This is a genomic window from Methanosarcina sp. (genome assembly GCF_028693135.1).
GTDB lineage: Archaea > Halobacteriota > Methanosarcinia > Methanosarcinales > Methanosarcinaceae > Methanosarcina.
The window spans coordinates 44,333-63,943 of record NZ_JAQUVZ010000002.1; the positions used below are offsets into that span (position 1 = coordinate 44,333).

Here is a 19,611-nt window from a genome sequence, read left to right on the forward strand (position 1 = left end):
CAGAAGCAGGACAAAAGGGGAAGAAAGATCTCAGTTGTCCTGTGATTCTTCTTCAAAAAAGTTATCATCCGGATTAGATATATCATCAACCAGATTAGATATATAATCCCGTAAATTGTCTCCAAGCCCATAAGGACTATCTTCCGAATCCTGATATATTTTCAGAAGCCTTTCTCTGAAGTAAGGGTAAAGTTTTTGCCCGTCTTCAGTCCTTATCAGCTCACAAAACTTTTTCATCATATCAGATCCACCAATAAGAGATGCTTCGTCAATGCCTGAGAACTCGTGGAGATACTTCATCACGTTTTCTACAAGGGTAAGGGCCAGGTCCATCGTCCCCTTAATATCTCCGGAAGCCTCAGAATAATCATTGACAGCTTTTTTTGCCACCGAATAACGAGGCTGACTAGCTGCTCCGCGTGGATGATAGTAAACATTTATGACTTTTTTTCGGTAAGCTTCCAGAATATTGCTGCCTTCTTCTACATTCGCATACCTGGCAGTGACATACCGACGGTTGTCAGCCGAATGTTTGTACAGATCGTGGAGCAAGTTAATGAGTTCCTTCTGATCTGCTTCTTGAAACAATTTCTTCAATTCAGACCATTTTAAAGTTGCTTCATCTGCCATGATTTCACCAGAATCCGTCTTCATTGCTTGTGTCCTTCAAAAAACTCTTCAATATCTGCTAAGAGAACGCAAATTGCTTCCTCAAAACCCCATCCGATGTATTCCAGGTCCGTGCCAACCTTAAGCAGCCGTTCCCTGAAAAGAGGATAATATTTATGTCCTTCCTCAGTTTTTAATTGTTCACAAAGCCTATCCAGCATCCCTTCGATACTGTCATAGAACTCATCGTCTATAACTCCAAAAATTTTGGCAAATTGGACCCCTCCTTCAACATATGTAAGCATCAGGTCCAGTGTCCCCACAAAGTCTCCCGAAGCATTTGAATAATCACTGATAGCTCTTTCCGCTGCAGAGTAACGGATTTCTTCCAGCCCCTTTTCAGGAAGGAACTCTTCTTTTATGATTTTCCGGTACTTCTCCAGCATCTTACCCATTTTCTTCTTCACCCTCTCTCCCAGGTATCTGGAATTTATGAGCATACGGTCTCCAACCGAATGTGTGTACAGTTCATGAACAAGGTCAATTAGTTCCCTTTTCTCAGCCTTCTGCAGGATTTTCTCCACTTCTGTCCACTTTTCGGAATCTTCTTTTTCCATGAAAAATCACCTGAATTTTGTTATGAATCCTTCTGCTCTTCCTCAAAAAAATCTTCAATCTTGGTAATGAGGATATCATTCGCATCCCCGAACCCCCAGGCGATCTCTTCCGAATCCTCGCGGACTTTAAGGAGCCTCTCCCCGAACCGCGGATAAAGTGGTTTGCCTTCAGGGGTTTTTAACAGGGTGCAAAACTGCTCGAGCATTTCATAAATTTTATCGTAGAACTCTTCATCTATGTCCCCATATTCATTTGTATATTTCACCCCATTTTCCACATAAGTAAGCATCAGCTCCATTTTCCCTTCAAAATCCCCTGAAGCTTCCGAATACTCACTAATCGCCCCTTCCGCAACAGAATAACGAAGTTCTCCAAACCCTTTTTCCGGGAAAAACTCATTTACAACTATCTCCCTGTACTCTTCCAGAACTTTAGGAGCCTCTTCCGTATGAATAAACCGGGCAAGTAAATACCTCCGATTGTCCTCAGAATATCTGTAAAGTTCCTGAATGACGTTTAAGAGCTCTTTCTTATCTGATTTCTGAAGTGCCTTTTTCAGGTCGGACCATTTTAAATCTGAATCTTTTTTCATCTTATGGCTCCCAAAAGCTGAATTACGATTCCTGAAACTCGTTTCTTATGTGAATATCCAGATCAGAAACATCTATTTCCCCTGAGATAAGTTTGGGGAGGAGGAGGTCGCGGGTTTTCTCCAACTTTCCTCTCTGTTTCTTCAGAATCTCAATCTGTTGACACATAGGAGTAACATACTTCTCAAAAAGCTTCAATATAGGTTCTGGTGGACGCAATACCTCTATACGGTGAACATCATTTCGATTCAATGTTGGAACCGCTACGCCTCCATTGTATTGTTCAAGTTGAAGGCTGGACAGAAGATGAACTGAATAAATTGGTCCCACATTCTTGAACTCCTTGACCCAAAGAGTTGTATTAAGAGGCCAGAAATCTTCTGGAACATATAATACAGTTCCAAGTGATCCACTTCTACCGGTAACAACTCCTGGCCCTTTTACTTTTGCCACATCGTGATATCCATTGATACCGGTGGAGGCGTAAATTGGGTATGTTCCATCTTTACGCATCTTTACTGGGAGATCAAAACCTCTCTGCAAAGTCAAAACTTCACCTAGTGATATCTTTTCCCATCCTTCCGGAACATCATCTATAATTTTTACATTTTCATGCCCCGGAAACTTGAACTTAACGAACCATTCTTCATAAACCAGCTTTGCCATCTGTTCAAGGATTTCTATTCGCCGGGTGTTGTTTTCGAGAAGGTCATCGTAGCTGGAGAGGATGGAGGCGATTTTTTGTTGGGTCTCTACAGGTGGAAGGCGAAACTGATACGCTTGTATTTGTGGACCGCTTATGTGAGGAATATTTATTCCAGTAATTACTGACTTCACATAATTTGTGAAGTTAATATCAGATATGATATACCTAATAAAATTTGTTAGGAGCCCATTTTTCCCACGTAGACGTGACACTCTTTGAACAAGTAAGCAAGGTAAATCACTCTCATTTATATAAGCCCATTTTAATCCCGCTTCAATCCAAGGACGATCCATTGCCAAAACAACATCATTTAATTCAAGAGAATACTTTGAAAATTGTTTTATCTCTGAAGAATTCCATCTCTTACAATTGTTCCATCTTAATGTTCCTTGAACTATATTGTCTCCACGTAACAGACGTATTTCATTTGGATCATCGACATACTTTGCGCTTTTAAAGGGAAATCCAGTTAAAAGATCTATATAGCTCCCAAATGAGACTTCTGGCCAAGAATTATTTTTCACTATGAATCACCCCCAAAAGTTTTGCTACTTTCTCTGAAATCTGTTCTTCCAGCTCCTTCGCTTCAAGATTCAGCCCTTCCAGCTCCTCATTTAACTCTTCGAGTCTCTCGAGAAAATCAAAATCCTCTTCAACTGCCTCGGCAACCCCAACATATCTTCCAGGATTTAGAGAATATCCCTGCTCTCTTACCTCATCAAGAGTTGCAACCTTACACAAGCCCTTGACGTCCTCATAAGGTTCGCTTCCTTCTTCTTCGCGGTAGCTCCTGACGATTCCTGCGATCTTCTCGATCTGCTCGGCGGTAAATTCCCTGTGCGCCCTGTCAACCTGCGTGAAAATCTCCCGCGCGTCAATGAAGAGAATCTTATCTTTTCGGACGTTGACGGCTTTGCCTTTGTCCAGGAACCAGAGAGCGCAGGGGAGGGTGACGGTGTAGAAAAAGTTTGAGCCGATCGAAACCATTACGTCAACCGCGCTACTTTCAATAAGCTGCATTCTAATTTCGGCTTCTGAGCCTCTGGCATCCGAGGCGGAGTTTGCCATCACGAAACCGGCTCTGCCTTTTTCGTTTAAGGCTGACCAGAAGTGCTGGATCCAGAGGTAGTTTGCGTTATCATTCGACGGGGTGCCGAGAGGGAGTCTTTTGTCGCCTTTGACCTTTTCAAAATCGACTTTTTTTACGTTGAATGGGGGATTTGCCATTACGAAATCGAAAGCATCAACCGAATTGTGGATGTTTTCGTAATAGGTGTTGCCTTCTTTAATGTCCCCTGAGAGGCCGTGGACTGCAAGGTTCATTTTGCAGAGCCGGACTGTATCTGCTACCTTTTCCTGGCCGTAGACAGAGATTTCGGAACTGGCTTTTCGGTGGTGATTTTCCACGAAATGAGCACTCTGGACGAACATGCCGCCTGACCCGCAGGCAGGGTCAAGGATTTTTCCGTGGTAAGGCTCGATGATTTCTACAATCAGTTTGACAAGGGACGTGGGGGTAAAGAATTCCCCGCCTTTCTGGCCTTCTGCCATCGCGAATTTGCCGAGGAAATACTCGTAGATCTTGCCGAAAGCATCTCCCTGGATGTCCGTGGGCAGTTTGAACGCCTTTAAAAGGGCAATGAGCAGGTCATTTTCAAAAAATGTATAGGTTTTTGGCAGGATGTCGGTCAGTTCCGGATTTTCGGCTTCAATTGCTTCCATTGCCTCATTGACAGCTTTTCCTGTGTTTTCGCTTTCCGGCAGGTTAAGTAAATAGGTGTATCTGGCTTTTTCCGGAAGGTAGAGGACTCCCTTTGCCTGAAAATCCACTTTTGAGCCTTCGTTTTTCCTTCTCCGGCTGGATGAGTTGTTTTCCAGCTCACTATTTAGTTCCTGTTCTGCCTGAGAGAATTTGAACTCAGCATACCTTAGAAAAATTAATCCGAGTACAGGGACGGAATATTCCGAGGCTTTCAAACCGGAATTTGCCCGAAGTTCGTTAGCTACGCCCCATAACCTATTTTCAGTATCGTTGTTGTTGCCTGCCATTTTCACATCATCTTTTGAACTTGTTTTTACTTTTCATCACTGAATTAACATATATAAGTTACTAAAACGCCGAAAAAGAAGAGGCAAGTATCGAAAATTCAATTCGGGAAATCCGGGAAAAGACCGGGCTTTGGGCTCAACTTGAGAGGTTCTAAAAAAGTGAAATTTAGCCAATGGTTCTGAAAACTTTCCTGAGGTTCATGGAACATGCCAATCAGCGGTCCGCGCAGCACAACTTATTAATCTTCTTTTTTGGTTTTACGTATAACATAATTAAATGATATATGAGTGATTTTAATACGGTTTACATCTACTAATCTTCATAAAACCTGAGTTGATCCCCCCATGCACCCGAAAACCCTACAAATTCTGAAAACCTTTGAAGAAATCAATAAAATCCCGCGCTGTTCCCGGCACGAAGAAAAGATTGCCATCTGGCTGCAGGAATGGGCAAAAAATAAAGGTTTTGAAGTAAAAACCGATTCAGTAAACAACGTCCTCATCAAAGTCCCGGCTACTCCCGGATATGAGAATTCTCCTGTTATTGTAATGCAGGGGCACATGGACATGGTCTGCGAGAAGAGCAAAGACTCGAAACATGACTTTTCCAGGGACCTGATCAGGTGCGTGTATGACGGGGACTGGCTGAGGGGAGATGGGACCTCAATCGGGGCGGACAACGGGATCGCGCTTGCCGTGGGGCTGGTGCTGGCAGAGGCAGGGAAGAATGGGGAGATCGGGCACCCCCCTCTGGAACTGCTCTTTACGGCGGACGAGGAGACCGGATTGACAGGGGTTATGGGGCTAGAAAAGGAATTTATAGAGGGCAAAATTCTGCTGAACCTGGACTCGGAAGATGAAGGGGTATTTATCGCAGGGTGTGCCGGAGGACAGAATTCCCGAATAACGCTTCCTCTTGAGTGGGAAACCTTTGAATATGGAAAAGGTTGCCGGTTTGGGCTCTGCAAACTCGTGGTCGAGGGGCTTGAGGGAGGACATTCCGGAGTTGAGATCCACAGGCAGCGGGCTAACGGGATACAGCTGCTCGCCAGAGTGTTTGCCGGGCTTCAGGAGCAGGTGGGAAAGAAATACCTCAGGCTTGTCTTCCTGAGCGGGGGGAGCACCCATAATGCCATCCCGAATTTTACGGATGCTTTTGTGGCTCTGGACAAGGCAAAATTTGAGCAGGCGGAGAGACTTGTTTCAGAATTCGGGAAAACTTTCAGGTCTGAATATGCGAAAACAGACCCTGACCTTGTTTTGAGTTTCATGGAAGTTGAAAATGGGATCGTGTTTGAAAATTCCGAAGGGAAGGTTACCAGAAAGGAAGCTCCTGCAAACCGGGCCTTTTCTTCCGGGACAGAAGAGAAGCTGCTGGGGCTGCTCCTTGCCATGCCCCACGGAGTCTACAGGCTGTCGGACAGGATCCCCGGACTTGTGGAGACCTCAAACAACCTTGCAACCGTGCGGACCGGGGAAACCGGGATAAAAATCATTTCAAGCCAGCGCAGTTCTGTCATGTCCAGGCTGGCTGAAATTACCGGAAAAGTAGAAGCCGTGGCAAAGCTCGCCGGAGCAGAGGTTGAACACGAAGCAGGGTACCCTGCCTGGGAGCCTGACCTTGAATCAGGGTTGATTTCCAGATGCAAACAGGTTTACATCCGGACCTTCGAAAAAGAACCTGAGATTGAGGTCGTACACGCCGGACTCGAGTGTGGGGTAATCGGCTCGAAATGCACGTGTATGGAGATGATTTCTCTTGGCCCGACGATTAAAGACCCTCATTCCCCGGCAGAAAGGATTTACATCCCCTCTATTGAAAAGGTCTGGGTTTTCCTCGAAAACCTGCTGAAAAGCTATCGCTGATAGAAAAAAGATTTCACGGCTTTCATCAGCAGCACCGTAGAACAGAATATTGGATGGTATTAAATGATTATTTGAATTCATAATTACTTACTGCTTACACCATCAGTGCAAGTTTTTGAAAATTTTGAACTTTAGTTCGTGCTGCTGGAAGGCTCTCAGATTAATTGGATCAGTCATTATGTTCCATCTGGTCAATCGCAGCCACAATTGCCAGTATAAGCGCATCATCCTGTCCAGGCGCAATTTCCACTCCATATGTATCCCTTATACTGAACCATTTTTTTGAAATTTCTGCAACTCGCTGTCCTCTGGAATCAATCCTGTACTCATGGTCCAAAATATTGCCCTGAATTTCCATATCAGGTCCGTCTGGAACTTCAACTTTCCACCTGTCCCGCAGAATGGTAATGAGGGCTTTTTTGACTGTCGCAGCCACACCTCCATCCGTCCGCTTGATGTCCATTGTGTCCCTGATCTTGAGTAACCTTTCCTGAATTTTATAAAGATCGTTTCCCTGCGCATCTTTGAAAATCAGGGTATTACGCAGGCGGAGCGCCTTTCCGTCCACATAGAAAGCTTTCTTTCCCTTTTCGTCCTCAATCCAGTAGTCGTCTCCTATGGAAATGAGTTTTTCATGCATCCTGTAGATGTGTTTACTCTCTCCCTCACGGCCTCCGAGGCTGCTAAATCCTGTCATTAAAAATCACTCCTATTTATCAAAGTCCATGTTCCTTCCCTTTAAAAGGTCGCCAATTTGTCCTTTATGGAGCAGGGAAGGGGAGTACTGGTTCGCCTTCTCACCTGGAGAACCGTAATAGCACTCGAATCTGCTCTCCATCATGGCCTGGACTGATGTATCTTTAAATTATTCCGGATATGCTCCGAAAGTACTCTCTCAGCCCGTGGACATCTCTTCAGCTTATTGTCTATCTCTGTTACGGGTCATTTTGTTGGTCGCCTTTTATCTGGCTGACGGCAGGCTCAGGCCCATTTTGGTGGCGCAGGGAGAGAAAAACGAAAGATTCCCTCCTCCGGGCTCTGGAATAGATCAACAGTTAATCAGACACCATCAATGATTTTCCCCGACAGCTATTAAAGTTTTGTTCCGGGACAGGGTTTCTAAAAGTAGCACGTAAACATTGCGTGAAAAAAACGAAAATGCTAAAAAACAAAAATGCTTGAGGATATAATATTTCAGGTATGGATTTCCCGGCAGCGAGTCAATAGTTCGCAGACACGGATTGTTTTTTCAAGACGTGCAGCTATTTAATAAATCAATCATAATCAAATATACATGAGTGGGGGCAGACTTGGAACAGATTTTCTTTCAACATATGACGAGGGAATAAAAAGAGAATGGATTATAGGCAACGGGCTTGGAGGATATGCTTCTTCTACAGTCATCGGGGCAGGAACAAGGACTTATCACGGGTTGCTTGTAGCAGCTCCGGAGAATTCTCCCGGGAGGCTTTTGCTGCTTTCTTCCCTTGATGAAGAAATCTCAATCGAGGAAGAAGTCTATCGACTTGCGACCCACAAATATCCGGACAATATTTGTCCTGAGGGCTTCAATTACCTTTCCGAATTCATTCATAGCCCATTTCCTCTCTGGGTTTACCAGTCAGGCGATTTTACCGTAAAGAAAAAAGTCTTCATGGTTCATAATAATAACACAACTTTCGTTCTTTATGATATTACATCCAGGAAAGAGGGTACATCCAGAAAAGAAGGAGCTTTGATAAGAATTTATCCTCTGGTAAGCTCAAGAGACTTTAATCTCACTGCTCGCTCCGGATACCTTTCCTTCTTCCAGAAAGCCGGTCCTGCGGGAGTGGAACTGGCAAGCTCCAATGGTTTTACGTTCTCGCTTTCATCCAATCTCCAGTACCATACCGAACCAAAGTGGTACTATAACCTGGAGTATGAAGCTGAGAAGAACCGGGGACTTAACTTTCAGGAGGATATCTTTAATCCGGGTTATTTTGAAAGCAAACTCGAACCGGGGACTTCCCGTTTTTTTATTGCTGCTTCAACCGCCGATATTTCGTCTCTAACTCTCGAGCAGGTTGATAAACTCTATACAAGGGAAGCAAATCGGCAGAACCTTCTGGCTCTTGATTCGAAGCTTACTGAGCCCTTTGCTCTCAAGCTTCTCAAGGCAACTGACCCTTTTGTAGTGAAAAACCACTCTACAGGTGAAAAAACAGTTATTGCAGGATATCACTGGTACTCGGATTGGGGAAGGGATGCCATGATTTCTCTACCGGGCCTGTTTTTAATTCCTTATCGTTTTGATGAGGCAAAGTCTGCTCTCAACAATTTTGCCCGGTATTGTCGGAGAGGCTTGATTCCCAATACTTTCCCGGCTTTTGGAGGAGATCCGGTTTACAATACGGTGGACGCTTCTCTCTGGTTTATTCATGCTCTGGACCGCTATTTCGCATATACGAAAGACTTCCTTTTCCTTTCGGACATCTGGGATACTGTAGGCAGTATTATAGACAATTATTGCAAAGGCACGGATTTTGGAATCGGCATGGATTCAGATTATCTTATTCGCCAGGGACCTCAGCTAACCTGGATGGATGCTAAAGTCGGGGAATGGGCAGTGACCCCCAGAGCAGGTAAAGCCTGTGAGATAAATGCTCTCTGGTATAACGCCCTGAAAACTGCCTCCTATATGGGTACTCTTCTCGGCGAAGATATTTCCCCATATGAGACTCTTGCAGCCGGGGTAGCTGATAATTTTGAGAATGTTTTCTGGAACCCGGAAACTAACTGTCTCTTTGACCTCATATGTCAGGATGAGGCAGGAAGCCAGGTTAAAGACCCTGCAATCCGCCCCAATCAAATCTTTGCTGTTTCACTCCTCTATACCATGCTTTCTCCTGAGAAAGAAAAGGCTATTGTAGACAGAGTTGCAAAAGATCTTTTGACTCCCTTCGGGCTCAAAACTCTATCGAGTGATCACCCATTATATGTAGGACAGTATCGTGGAGACGCCCTTACCAGAGATACGGCCTACCACAACGGGACGGTCTGGCCCTGGCTCCTCGGAGCCTTTGTCAAAGCGTACCTGAAAGTCAATAATTCTTCGAAAACCAGTCTTGAAGACATGCGGACCCTTCTTGAGGGATTTGACGCGCACCTTGAAACCGCAGGTATCGGCACAATTTCGGAAGTGTTTGATGGGGACTACCCTCACTCTCCAGGGGGTGCTATTGCCCAGGCTTGGAGCGTTGCAGAAATTCTCAGGGCATACGTAGAGGATGTGCTCGGAATCAAGCCTTGAAAAAGGAATTGTGTATACAGCCTTTGATGAGGAACTACAGCGTCCATAAAGTGTCCTGAAGAATACTGCAGATTTTTTGAAGGAAACATGAAAAGGTCTACTGATCAAAAAAAAGGGTAAATATAAACTGGATAGTGGGATTATTTGCTGAAAACCGTAAACAAAAGAATAACCCTCTAATTCTATCAAACAGGCTGAAAGAGTTTTATCATTCTCGGAATTTGAAATTCAGAGGCACAGTTTAGAGTTTTAGGATCATATCGTGCAGATCATATCGTACAGATCATATCGTGCAGATCATCTCAGACATCAAACATTTATAAAATGTGTATCCTTGCCTGGGAACTCAAATTAGATACATTATCAATAGAACAGAGCATCCAAATAGAAAGAGAAATTTTTATAGATCAGCGAATCTATCCAATAAGGCAACACGTTTATAACCGCAGGTAGTTATTGGAACTAGAATCACTTATAGAGAATAGCCACCTCTGGGATGATATCAATGGATTCAATGGAAAAAATATTTGGAAAAACCGCACAGATGACAGTCCTTAAAAACCTGATTGAAAACCAGAACGAACCAACCTACCTTTCAGGAATAGCTCAAGAAACCGGATTGTCTAACTCCAGCGTATCAAGGGTTATCACACCTTTGATCGAGTCAGGCGTTATCCTGGAAAAACCCCTCGGAAAGCAAATCCGAACTTTCCAGTTGAACATGGAAAGCGAGGCAACAAATGTGATAATAGAGTTTTACAACAAAATCAACCAGTTAATAGATTAAGTCTGAATAATAAGAAGCATGGAAAGTTGAAATTCGAGATCAGACAGATTTACTGATTCTACGGATCTTTCTTTCCAGGCTTTCCATAGATATAGGACTTAAGCATTTTAGGTTCAGAATGTCTATTTATTACTTTTTTATGTTATGGACTGATCCCGAAACTTAAAATTAGTTTCTTTGGACTTCGTGATTTGAGTCAACAATGCTTTTGCAAAAATGTTTGCCCTGATGAAAGGACGACGGTCAGAAATTGCCCGGGGATAGATATGCAAAGGTATTAATTGAAGAAGTATGAGTAATAATATGTGGGTAATATAATTATTATAAGCCCCTTGATAAAACCATGAGGTAATAATTATGTGTAGTGTTGGAGACTCGTTTGATATCGATATGGAAGGAAAATTGCCTTTTAAACAATATGTATGCAAGGAATGCGGAAATAAATTCAAAGGTATTGGCAAGAATGTGAAATGTCCTTCCTGCCAGTCCACAAATGTAGTAGAATCCTAAAATATAGCAGAATCCTAAAATGTAGCAGAATCCTGATAATCAACTGAATTTTTTAGAGACTTATTTTTAACATGAAAAAATCGTCATCTTCCAAAGAAATTTCACTGAAGGAAAGTGAAATGCTTCTCCTGCGAGGCACGGCAGGAACGGTGGCTATTGTGAAAGTAGGTCCGCGTGGGCAATTCTTTCTGGAAACTGAAAACGAAGAGATTGTACTCGGGCTGGAACCCCAGGACCTGATTGTTGCTTCTGCACTTTCGGGGGATGAGAGAACTGAGAAAGGGCTTAAATGCGTTCTCTTCATGATCCGGGAAATCAGGTCTCCATTGATAGTTCTTCCAAAGAACCATCCTGCATCACCAAGGCTTCCAATCGTAGTGTCAGCTGGTAATAGGACGGTTTTGAGCTGCAATATCACACCTGGCACGCACCCAAATCAAGACGTACTATGCGGTTCAAATGAATTTGATAGTCTGGAGATAACAGGAACACTGGAGGGCGTACAAATTGAAAATATGCCACAGTGTGAGGTATTAAAGGTTGACTTTGATATCTGACCAGCACATCTCTAAAGGGTACCGGGCGTGGATCTTTGAAGGTTTGTAAGAAATGCTGCCGAGAGCTTTGAGGCGGACTGTAATCCTGTAAACCTGAGGGACAGAAACTAGATATGACGGAAGGAAAGGTAGCATACGAGTTCCAGAAGGGCAAAAACACGATGCCAAAAATTTGCAGAGATGTCCTGACGATAATTCGAATAAAATATTTTTCCTTAAACAATAATCCACTTTTCGACCCCCTGCCGACGGGGGCAAATAATTCCCATATATTGGCCATTTAATAAATATTATCATAACTAATTGGCACATTTGTACCATGAATTTGTACATAAATGCTAGACTTCGAAATATGAGTAGTAACTCAAAGTATCACACATTATTGGTAGAACAGAGCATCCAAATATTGCGAGGATTTTGTACAGATATATAATCTGTCCAATAAGGCAACAAGTATATAACCGCAAGTAGTTATTGGAACTAGAATCACTTATAGAGAATAGCCACCTCTGGGATGATATCAATGGATTCAATGGAAAAGATATTTGGAAAAACCGCACAGATGACCGTCCTTAAAAACCTGATCGAAAACCAGAACGAACCAACCTACCTTTCAGGAATAGCCGAAGCAACAGGGTTGTCTCACTCCAGCGTATCAAGGGTCATCACACCCCTGGTCGAGTCAGGCGTTATCCTGGAAAAACCTCTCGGAAAGCAAATCCGAACTTTCCAGTTGAACATGGAAAGCGAAGCAGCAAAATTAATAGTAGAATTTTACAACAAAATCAACCAGATATTAGATTAAGCCTGAATAATAAGGTCACGGGAAGTTGAAAGTCTAAATTAGTCAGACTTTCAGATCTTTTTTCCAGGCTTTAGATAGATATCGGACTTACATAGTGTAGGTTCTGAATATCTTTTTATTGCTTTTTTACGTTACGAGTTGATTCCAGGATTTAAAAATTGGGCTTTGAATCTCGTATCGCGTCAATCATCAAAGATTTAACTATTCTGAGTAGTTGGGATCGATTTTATACGTCATTTTGCTGTTGACGCGACACTCTTATTTTGAGTGGTTACTCGAGTTTCTGATCATGAAGCCCACTTTCCACAGCATTTTTTCAAAAATTAATATTATCTCTGATAGCGTTTTTAAAATACCATCAAATAATAAAGAATTAAACTGAAACTTGATGAAAACCGAATGCTATCGTTTTTGGTCTTTAAACCATCATCTGGCCGTTTCAACTTCGGCACAGAAATCCAGGAAATTCACGTTCGATTGAAAATCGATAGCGGAAAAAATAATGAATCTCCCAAAAACCCTGCAAAAAGTGAGTTTTAGATCCAATTTTTCCTAAGAAAAAGGAAAAATTGTGTAACCTTAACGAGGTTACCTGAACAGTTATTATTATTCCTTATATTTGGCGCCTTTTTCTCTGATCCCGGAAACCGCCAACCGTCTAATTTTGCCAGCAGAACTAACCATAAATATATATCATTGTTCTCCAAAATAGCCAATTGTGACCTCTGGAGAAACTGTGCGGGCGGAAATAATTGTATCAGGACGGGTACAGGGCGTGGGTTTTCGAAGGTTTGCAAGAAATGCTGCCGAGCGCTTTGGGGTGGACTGCAACCCTATAAACCTCAGGAATGGTAGTGTTTTGGTTCTCGCTGAAGGCAGGCGGGAAGCTCTCGAACTCCTGATAACCGAACTTCGGAAAGGGCCGACTTTTGCTCACGTAGAAGACGTTGATGCCACCTTTAAAGAAGCCCTGGGAAATGTGTACGATCTTTCTTGAGATAAAAACGATCTTTTTTGAAGCTATCTTTTTTGAATCAAGTGACCTATGAGACCTTTTTGAATCTTCATAACCTGTTATTTTTGCCCTGTTCACTCAAATCTTTTTTTCAGTTAAGTTAGAATGTTTTCTAAGGCAGATTTCATGTTTTTCTGAATTTACGGGATGCTCCAGGATTTCCCCGTCCTCGGGGTTTCCTTCGGGTTCACGTACATAGGGCTCGGCTTTTACAAGGACATAGGTATAAGGTCCGAAGGCTTTTTTCAGGTTATGTTCCACGTGGATGGAAATTCGGTTTGCCTCTCCGATGTCCAGAGCATTATCAACTTTAATGCGGACATCCACGGCAATATTATTTCCTATTCTCCGGGTCTTGAGGTTTGTGAGGGATTTTACTCCTTCGGTTTTCCGGATAATCTGCCTGATCTCACCTTCTGTTTCGTTATCAAGAGAAGCTTCTATAAGTTCGTTTATGCTGCTGTGGAATATCTTCAGGGCAACTTTAAAGATGATAATACTCAGAAAAACCGCCATCAGAGGGTCGAGCACAACCCATTTACCTCCCAGGAAGATTGCAGCTCCGAGCCCGGTCATTGTACCGAGCGAGGAAAAAGCATCAGAACGGTGGTGCCAGGCATTCGCAGTTAGAGCCATACTGTTGATTTTCCGGGCTTGCCGGATTGTATAGTGGTACATGAACTCTTTTGAGATAACGGAAAGCAAAGCTGCATAAAGAGCAATAAGAGAAGGCTGCGCAAGGGTTCCTCCTTCTGCGAACAGCAGAGTCTTCCGGAGCCCATAAAGCAAAATCTGCCCGGCAACCACAAAAAGCATGAGCCCGACAAGGCTTGCACTGAGGGTTTCAATTTTCCCGTGTCCGTAGTTGTGGCTTTCATCCATCGGCTTTTTTGCAATCTGAAAGCCAAAGATCACCACAATGTCAGTCAGAAAATCCGAAAGGGAATGGACAGCGTCTGCGACCATTGCCGCACTGTTCCCCACAATGCCTGCAAATAACTTAAAAACAGTCAATCCAAGGTTCACAAAGAGCCCGACACCTGTAACCTGGATAGCCTTATCAAACCTTTCTTCATATTCCATTTTTTAGTCACTTCCTATTCTTCCTGCCCAACCAGCAACGGGGTCTCAGTGTAGCCGAGGAGAAACACTTTCATCGACTTTTGACCGGAGTTTATAATATCTCATAAAAATCAGGATGTAGCTGTGGATACTATGGATATTATATTATGGATATTATATAGGTCTAACAAAAAATTAACTAAGTTTAAACCATGTTTATTTCAATTTTAGACTCACTACATCTTGAATTAGACAACATCTTGAATTAGACAACATCTTGGTACTAATACGGTTTCTACCTTTTTAATAAGACGGAAACCATTATAGAGTGTCCTTTTATAGAGATTACGTGTTATACCCTAAAGTAGGAAATTAGCTATTTTTGTTACACACTCACTTATGTAATTAGTTATATATTTCATGGTTTTATATTAAAATGCTTTGAATTGTTGGCTTCTCCCTGGTTAATTGCTTGTTATTATTCCAAAATGCCCTTTGTTGGTATCTCGCGTTCTTTCTTTTCACGCGCCGCGCTCCTCTTGAGCCCACCTGTGTACTGAAGATAAAAACGAAAGCGATAGCTGCGCCGTGGGATCCAATACCAAAATATCAACTATGTAGCAGGGGACAACCAATTGTTGCCCAAATTTGTTTATTCACTGTATCAAGTTGGTAACTTACATTCATTTCCCAAATACTTAAGTAACGCATATAAGATTTAGAAATATTTGCTGTTAAAAATAATATTCAAGCTTGATGTTTTTCTTTGTGATCTGATTACATTATAACTAAGCAATTATTTTCGACCCACATAAAACAGCGAAGAGCCCTCTGAACCCGAATTTATCTTTAAGTAGTATCCTGCAAAAGATTTTTTATTGTAAGCCTAGTTCCGGGAAGCCCAACTGGATGAAGCTCCAAAAAAACAATATATGAGAACTATACTCTCCTTATTGCTTAAAGATCTAAAAAGAATTGTTCAATACTGAAAAAAAATAATAAACGCTTAATAAATATCCAATAATCTAGAAAATTGACCACCATGTTTCTGAAACTCTTTTCCCTTTTTCTGATTATCCCTATTGTTGAGATTTATCTCCTTATCAAGATAGGGGGTATAATCGGAGCTACTAACACCATACTTATTATTTTGATTACTGCAAGCCTTGGGGCTTACCTGACAAAAAGCCAGGGCTTTCGGGTGCTCCGCCAGATCCAGGAGGCAACAGGACAGGGGTATGTGCCGGGAAATGAACTCCTGCACGGGCTCTTTGTATTGATCGGAGGTTTTGCTCTCCTGACTCCCGGCTTTCTGACCGATGCCATAGGCTTTTCCATGCTAATTCCCCAGATTCGAGAAATCTATGTGGGGCTAGCAAAAGGCATCATAAAGAAAAAGATAGAACAGGGCAACTTCCAGATGCAGATGTATACGGATTTCAGGTAACCCCGAGTTTCGCTTCGGGAGCACGAGGTCCTTTTCGCTGCGCTCAAGAAGACTAAATTACGATTTATCTCAATCCATACAATGTCATTCGCCTTATCATGTCGTTCTTGTAACGCTCGACGCAGGAGAGCGGTCTTACAAAGAAAAAAGAAGACGAAAGAAAGAAGAAACAAGAGTTCAGAACGCTGAATTTAGAACATCATTAAATATTTTCAATTAACGCTCTGGCTCTTCGTCATTATCTATGGATAAGATGATTTTAAATTCAAGAACGCGTTGTTTTTTCATGAAGAAATTAATACAAAACAACGAAGAGCCACGATTTTCCGACACAATTTTAGATCTCCGCGTAAAAAAGATCACTTTTTGGGCGTTTCGTATCTTAACCGAATACAAATGAAGTACATTATATCGAGAACGCTGGTACAAACATACACAGTTGTTTGAAGTAATGTGTTAGCACACGTTTGGTTTTGAAATAGAAATTTAAACCTTAACTCTGCTCATTTAGGGAATAACTTAAGATTTAGCTTTTTCTCCATTTCCTCAATCTTTTTAGGCACTTCCGTTAAAATCATTTGGCCATCTAAATCCATTATGTAAACTTTGCGGAATTGTTCGATGAGGTCTCTTGGTGAATACTTACCTGTTAAATCAGCTTTTTTTATACAGTTTTGAATTTTTACGTAACCATAAAGAGATAAAAATGAGATGAAAAGGTGACCAAAAAGTGACTCGTTGTCCTGTAAATAAAGCTTGTCTGCTTCCAACATATTCTTGTAAGTGTCATAGTGTTTTTCCACCGTATCTCTTTTTTTGTACATAAGAAAAACATCTTCAGGTGTCAAATCTACATTTGATACAAGCAAGATTTTTCCAGCTTTTTCCAGGCTTTTGTTGAACATACCACTGTTTATTTTATTTTCATCGTACCGTTTATATAGGGTGTATTCCTCTTCTTTTTTCATTTCACTGTCCTCAAAAAGATACAGGATATTCCCCCCATGCTTTTCCTTTCCACATTTTATGAGCCTTTCGTGGTAGAAGAAATGGTCAGAGAGGCTAATTTGTTCATTGTATAGAGTACTGTTTCTTTTTGTTGGGATAATAAAATTTAATTTGTGCTCATTCAAGGTTTTAATTGATCCCTGTGAATAAAAACCTCTATCAAGTATCAAGGTCTTGTTTTCAACTCCAATTTCCTGAATTGAAAGTGCAAGTGACTTAATGTCTCTCACAGATCCAGGAAGAATTCTCACCATTGTTGGCAAATTATCATTAGCTGTACAGAAAAGTGCAAAGTTTACTTGTGGGATGTGAAAATGTTCCTTATTGTATCCCTTTTCAGCGAAATTTATAGCTTCTGAACGGGTAAAGATAGCACTCAGGTCATAAACAAGGTGTTTGTCTTCACTGGACAATCCTTTGAAGACAAGGTTCTGTCCTTTACGATTAATACCAACCTTTTTTAGCACTTTGGATAATGACATGGGACTCATTGACGGAGTAATCCCTGATATCGGGTAGAGTTTTTCCCAGGAAAGATTCGCTCTTTTCAAGGGAACATAGCCAGTAATACGTGTTAATGCAAGAGCATACACTTCTTCCCACATTTCACCAAAAGCTGTCTGAAGAAGGGGAACCAGGTCTTGCATGGCGAAGTTAAGTAATGCGGAATTTCCATATTCCCATATAGAGCGAACTCTTTTGTTTGAGATCACGGTTTTCTTACTTTCAATTAGGCCTTTGTTTATGTCAAGTTTCCCAATGTAAACTGATTTTTTCCTTCGCTTCTTTAGCTCTTTATCCCAATAAGTGGTGGATCGATATACATAGTATCCATTACTGAATTTCTTGACTTCAAGCCCTTTTTCTCCAAGCTCACGTTGCTTAGTTAACCAACTATTTACCCACCCTTCCATTATACCCTATAGGGTATAAGTTTAATATAAAGTTTTTGATTTGACGCTATTACAAATTTTCGACATCAAAAGAACTGAAAGTTAAAAGATTGCATTGAATCAAAAGAAAATGAAAAATAGATTAGGAATATTATATTAAAATAGAAAAGGTAAAAAGATGAGCGAGAGACGGATCATTTGGAAAAGTTATCCCCTATTTGCGGCGGAGTTAAGGTTTAAAATTTGGAATTTTTTTTAATTTTACATAAATGTCTATTTTATATGCCTTTTTAAAAATATATGGATATCCTGTTCATAAAAATTGAAACTCTCCAAAAAATTAATTTACTATGAAGGTTTATTGTGATTGTACAAATTTTTATGGGGTTAATATTTTGGATGACAGAATTTATGAGAAGAGACTTGATCCACTTGCAACACTTGATAAGGGTCTTCCTGTTCACAGAACTCATCACGACGAGAAAGAAGAGTGTGAAAAAAACTCAATAGTAATCGCTAGAACTCCATTTCAAAGAGATAAAGACCGAATTATCTACTCCAAAGCCTTCAGGCGGCTTATTCATAAAACACAGGTCTGTTTTATGGGAGAAATGAAAGAGCATATTAGAACAAGACTCACTCATACCCTAGAGGTCTCCCAGATTGCAAGAAGCATTGCCCGCCAAGTTCATGCAAACGAAGATCTTGTGGAAGCCATAGCTCTTGGACATGATTTAGGGCATACACCTTTCGGACACACAGGAGAAAAAGTTCTGAACGATTTTCTGACTGGGAAAGATGAAGGAATTAGAACCAAGCTCCTGAAAATGTATGGATTTGATATCAAAGAAAATGGGCTCAGTTTCAAGCACAATTTTCAGAGTGTTAGGGTCTTAAATGTACTCGAAGAGGGGTATAAAGAATTTGAAGGTCTCAATTTAACCGATGCAGTCCTTGAAGGAATTTTGAAGCACACAAAGCTCGAGTCAAACGACCAGCTCATAGTCTACGAAGGCATCAATGATTATCAAGCTTTTCACATAGAACAGAATTTTTCGTGTTCACTTGAAGGGCAAATTGTTGCTCTTGCCGATGAAATTGCCCAGGTCTGCCATGACATCGAGGACGCTATCGAAGGAAACTACGACAGCAAAGATATAATCTGCTCCCAGCTTGGAAGTCTAACAAGTAAATTCGACATAAACTGTCTGGTAAAAGATGAAGTCAAGGAAATGATTGCTACTAACCAGATAAAATATGTTATAAGCTGCATAATTAGCACGGTAATTTCCGAAGCAGTGGTTAAAATAAACAAAAACATGGCTGACCTGAATAAGCGTGGACTAAAAGCTGAGTACCTGAATGAAGACATAGCAACCGAAAAAAGTGTCTTGAAATATAATGAATTATATCAAGAGCTGAAGGAAATTGAAGAGAACTTTGTCATCAACAACTACATGATTGACAGGATGAACGGCAAGTCCAGATTTGTGCTCAGGCAGATAATGAAAGCCTACCTAACAAACCCCAAGCAGCTTCCGGATCATGTCCTTGAATCATATACTAAAGTATGTTCTGTCCAGATCTTAAAGCAAAAAATTATTACAGTTGATTCGGCTCCCGCGAATATCAGGTATTTAAACAAGGATTACTTTGAGAAACACAAACCGTCCATAATCAAAGACAGAGCCTTCCTGCGCCTGATGAGCGACTATGTAGCTTCAATGACTGATTTTTATGCGCTTCAGGAATTCCAGAAGTTATATGGAGGAAATTCAATTTAAATCATTAATAGAT

17 protein-coding genes are annotated in these 19,611 nt (G+C 41.5%); 9 read left to right on the plus strand and 8 right to left on the minus strand.

The features are described from left to right. Window positions 1–30: 30 nt before the first annotated feature. From PHF18_RS01310 to PHF18_RS01330, 5 genes are read right to left on the minus strand one after another with little or no spacing between them, the layout of a single operon-like run. A complete protein-coding gene (locus tag PHF18_RS01310; protein WP_300097388.1) occupies window positions 31–654 on the minus strand; it encodes a hypothetical protein in 624 nt (207 codons plus the stop codon). Continuing rightward, the gene (locus PHF18_RS01315) at window positions 651–1,226 is read right to left on the minus strand and encodes a hypothetical protein (RefSeq protein ID WP_300097390.1); all 576 of its coding nucleotides are present in this window, start codon (window positions 1,224–1,226) and stop codon (window positions 651–653) included. The genes PHF18_RS01310 and PHF18_RS01315 overlap by 4 nt, the downstream gene beginning before the upstream one ends. Window positions 1,227–1,246: 20 nt before the next feature. Next, complete coding sequence (locus PHF18_RS01320) at window positions 1,247–1,819, minus strand: DUF6155 family protein (RefSeq protein WP_300097391.1); 573 nt, start codon at window positions 1,817–1,819, stop codon at window positions 1,247–1,249. A 22-nt stretch (window positions 1,820–1,841) separates the two neighbouring features. Next, on the minus strand, window positions 1,842–3,047 hold the full coding sequence (locus tag PHF18_RS01325) for a restriction endonuclease subunit S (RefSeq protein WP_300097393.1): 1,206 nt from the start codon (window positions 3,045–3,047) through the stop codon (window positions 1,842–1,844). Beyond that, window positions 3,037–4,572: a class I SAM-dependent DNA methyltransferase gene (locus tag PHF18_RS01330; protein WP_300097394.1), complete on the minus strand. Its 1,536-nt coding sequence runs from the start codon at window positions 4,570–4,572 to the stop codon at window positions 3,037–3,039. The genes PHF18_RS01325 and PHF18_RS01330 overlap by 11 nt, the downstream gene beginning before the upstream one ends. A gap of 345 nt (window positions 4,573–4,917) precedes the next feature. On the opposite strand from PHF18_RS01330, the gene pepD reads away from it, so the two are divergent. Next, window positions 4,918–6,438, plus strand: a complete 1,521-nt coding sequence (gene pepD, locus PHF18_RS01335) for a beta-Ala-His dipeptidase (RefSeq protein ID WP_300097396.1) — start codon at window positions 4,918–4,920, stop codon at window positions 6,436–6,438. 169 nt (window positions 6,439–6,607) lie between these two features. Here pepD and PHF18_RS01340 read toward each other — a convergent pair whose 3' ends face one another. Further along, entirely contained in the window at window positions 6,608–7,135 is a 528-nt protein-coding gene (locus PHF18_RS01340) for an LURP-one-related family protein (RefSeq protein WP_300097397.1), read from the minus strand. Between the two features lie 597 nt (window positions 7,136–7,732). Here PHF18_RS01340 and PHF18_RS01345 point away from each other — a divergent pair. The 6 genes from PHF18_RS01345 (at window position 7,733) to PHF18_RS01370 (ending at window position 13,386) form a co-directional block, all read left to right on the plus strand. Beyond that, the gene (locus tag PHF18_RS01345; protein ID WP_300097399.1) at window positions 7,733–9,730 is read left to right on the plus strand and encodes an amylo-alpha-1,6-glucosidase; all 1,998 of its coding nucleotides are present in this window, start codon (window positions 7,733–7,735) and stop codon (window positions 9,728–9,730) included. Between the two features lie 505 nt (window positions 9,731–10,235). After that, complete coding sequence (locus tag PHF18_RS01350; protein WP_300097400.1) at window positions 10,236–10,517, plus strand: MarR family transcriptional regulator; 282 nt, start codon at window positions 10,236–10,238, stop codon at window positions 10,515–10,517. 357 nt (window positions 10,518–10,874) lie between these two features. After that, window positions 10,875–11,027: a hypothetical protein gene (locus tag PHF18_RS01355; protein WP_300097402.1), complete on the plus strand. Its 153-nt coding sequence runs from the start codon at window positions 10,875–10,877 to the stop codon at window positions 11,025–11,027. A 119-nt stretch (window positions 11,028–11,146) separates the two neighbouring features. Continuing rightward, window positions 11,147–11,584, plus strand: coding sequence for a hypothetical protein (locus PHF18_RS01360; protein WP_300097403.1), 438 nt, complete (start codon window positions 11,147–11,149; stop codon window positions 11,582–11,584). Window positions 11,585–12,107: 523 nt separating this feature from the next. Next, on the plus strand, window positions 12,108–12,389 hold the full coding sequence (locus PHF18_RS01365; RefSeq protein WP_300097404.1) for a MarR family transcriptional regulator: 282 nt from the start codon (window positions 12,108–12,110) through the stop codon (window positions 12,387–12,389). A 718-nt stretch (window positions 12,390–13,107) separates the two neighbouring features. Continuing rightward, the gene (locus tag PHF18_RS01370) at window positions 13,108–13,386 is read left to right on the plus strand and encodes an acylphosphatase (protein WP_300097406.1); all 279 of its coding nucleotides are present in this window, start codon (window positions 13,108–13,110) and stop codon (window positions 13,384–13,386) included. Window positions 13,387–13,482: 96 nt separating this feature from the next. On the opposite strand, the gene PHF18_RS01375 is transcribed toward PHF18_RS01370, so the two are convergent. Next, window positions 13,483–14,487 carry a cation diffusion facilitator family transporter gene (locus tag PHF18_RS01375; RefSeq protein ID WP_300097408.1) on the minus strand — a complete coding sequence of 335 codons (1,005 nt, stop codon included), beginning with the start codon at window positions 14,485–14,487 and terminating at the stop codon, window positions 13,483–13,485. 1,021 nt (window positions 14,488–15,508) lie between these two features. Here PHF18_RS01375 and PHF18_RS01380 point away from each other — a divergent pair. Further along, window positions 15,509–15,913 (plus strand): FxsA family protein, encoded by a 405-nt coding sequence (locus tag PHF18_RS01380; RefSeq protein ID WP_300097654.1) that lies wholly within the window; start codon window positions 15,509–15,511, stop codon window positions 15,911–15,913. A 503-nt stretch (window positions 15,914–16,416) separates the two neighbouring features. Here the strand turns inward: PHF18_RS01380 and PHF18_RS01385 are convergent. After that, a complete protein-coding gene (locus PHF18_RS01385; RefSeq protein ID WP_300097409.1) occupies window positions 16,417–17,835 on the minus strand; it encodes a transposase in 1,419 nt (472 codons plus the stop codon). 374 nt (window positions 17,836–18,209) lie between these two features. Between PHF18_RS01385 and dgt the strand changes: the two genes are divergently transcribed. After that, on the plus strand, window positions 18,210–19,598 hold the full coding sequence (gene dgt, locus PHF18_RS01390) for a dGTP triphosphohydrolase (RefSeq protein ID WP_300097410.1): 1,389 nt from the start codon (window positions 18,210–18,212) through the stop codon (window positions 19,596–19,598). Window positions 19,599–19,611: the final 13 nt, after the last annotated feature.

What these genes read in the sequence shown, in the direction of transcription:
- PHF18_RS01340 (WP_300097397.1), bottom strand. Translation starts at nt 7,135, where the DNA reads ATGACAGGATTTAGCAGCCTCGGAGGCCGTGAGGGAGAGAGTAAACAC.
- PHF18_RS01350 (WP_300097400.1), top strand. Translation starts at nt 10,236, where the DNA reads ATGGATTCAATGGAAAAAATATTTGGAAAAACCGCACAGATGACAGTC.
- PHF18_RS01385 (WP_300097409.1), bottom strand. Translation starts at nt 17,835, where the DNA reads ATGGAAGGGTGGGTAAATAGTTGGTTAACTAAGCAACGTGAGCTTGGA.
- PHF18_RS01315 (WP_300097390.1), bottom strand. Translation starts at nt 1,226, where the DNA reads ATGGAAAAAGAAGATTCCGAAAAGTGGACAGAAGTGGAGAAAATCCTG.
- PHF18_RS01330 (WP_300097394.1), bottom strand. Translation starts at nt 4,572, where the DNA reads ATGGCAGGCAACAACAACGATACTGAAAATAGGTTATGGGGCGTAGCT.
- PHF18_RS01365 (WP_300097404.1), top strand. Translation starts at nt 12,108, where the DNA reads ATGGATTCAATGGAAAAGATATTTGGAAAAACCGCACAGATGACCGTC.
- PHF18_RS01380 (WP_300097654.1), top strand. Translation starts at nt 15,509, where the DNA reads ATGTTTCTGAAACTCTTTTCCCTTTTTCTGATTATCCCTATTGTTGAG.
- PHF18_RS01355 (WP_300097402.1), top strand. Translation starts at nt 10,875, where the DNA reads ATGTGTAGTGTTGGAGACTCGTTTGATATCGATATGGAAGGAAAATTG.
- pepD (WP_300097396.1), top strand. Translation starts at nt 4,918, where the DNA reads ATGCACCCGAAAACCCTACAAATTCTGAAAACCTTTGAAGAAATCAAT.
- PHF18_RS01345 (WP_300097399.1), top strand. Translation starts at nt 7,733, where the DNA reads ATGAGTGGGGGCAGACTTGGAACAGATTTTCTTTCAACATATGACGAG.
- PHF18_RS01320 (WP_300097391.1), bottom strand. Translation starts at nt 1,819, where the DNA reads ATGAAAAAAGATTCAGATTTAAAATGGTCCGACCTGAAAAAGGCACTT.
- PHF18_RS01310 (WP_300097388.1), bottom strand. Translation starts at nt 654, where the DNA reads ATGAAGACGGATTCTGGTGAAATCATGGCAGATGAAGCAACTTTAAAA.
- PHF18_RS01360 (WP_300097403.1), top strand. Translation starts at nt 11,147, where the DNA reads ATGCTTCTCCTGCGAGGCACGGCAGGAACGGTGGCTATTGTGAAAGTA.
- PHF18_RS01375 (WP_300097408.1), bottom strand. Translation starts at nt 14,487, where the DNA reads ATGGAATATGAAGAAAGGTTTGATAAGGCTATCCAGGTTACAGGTGTC.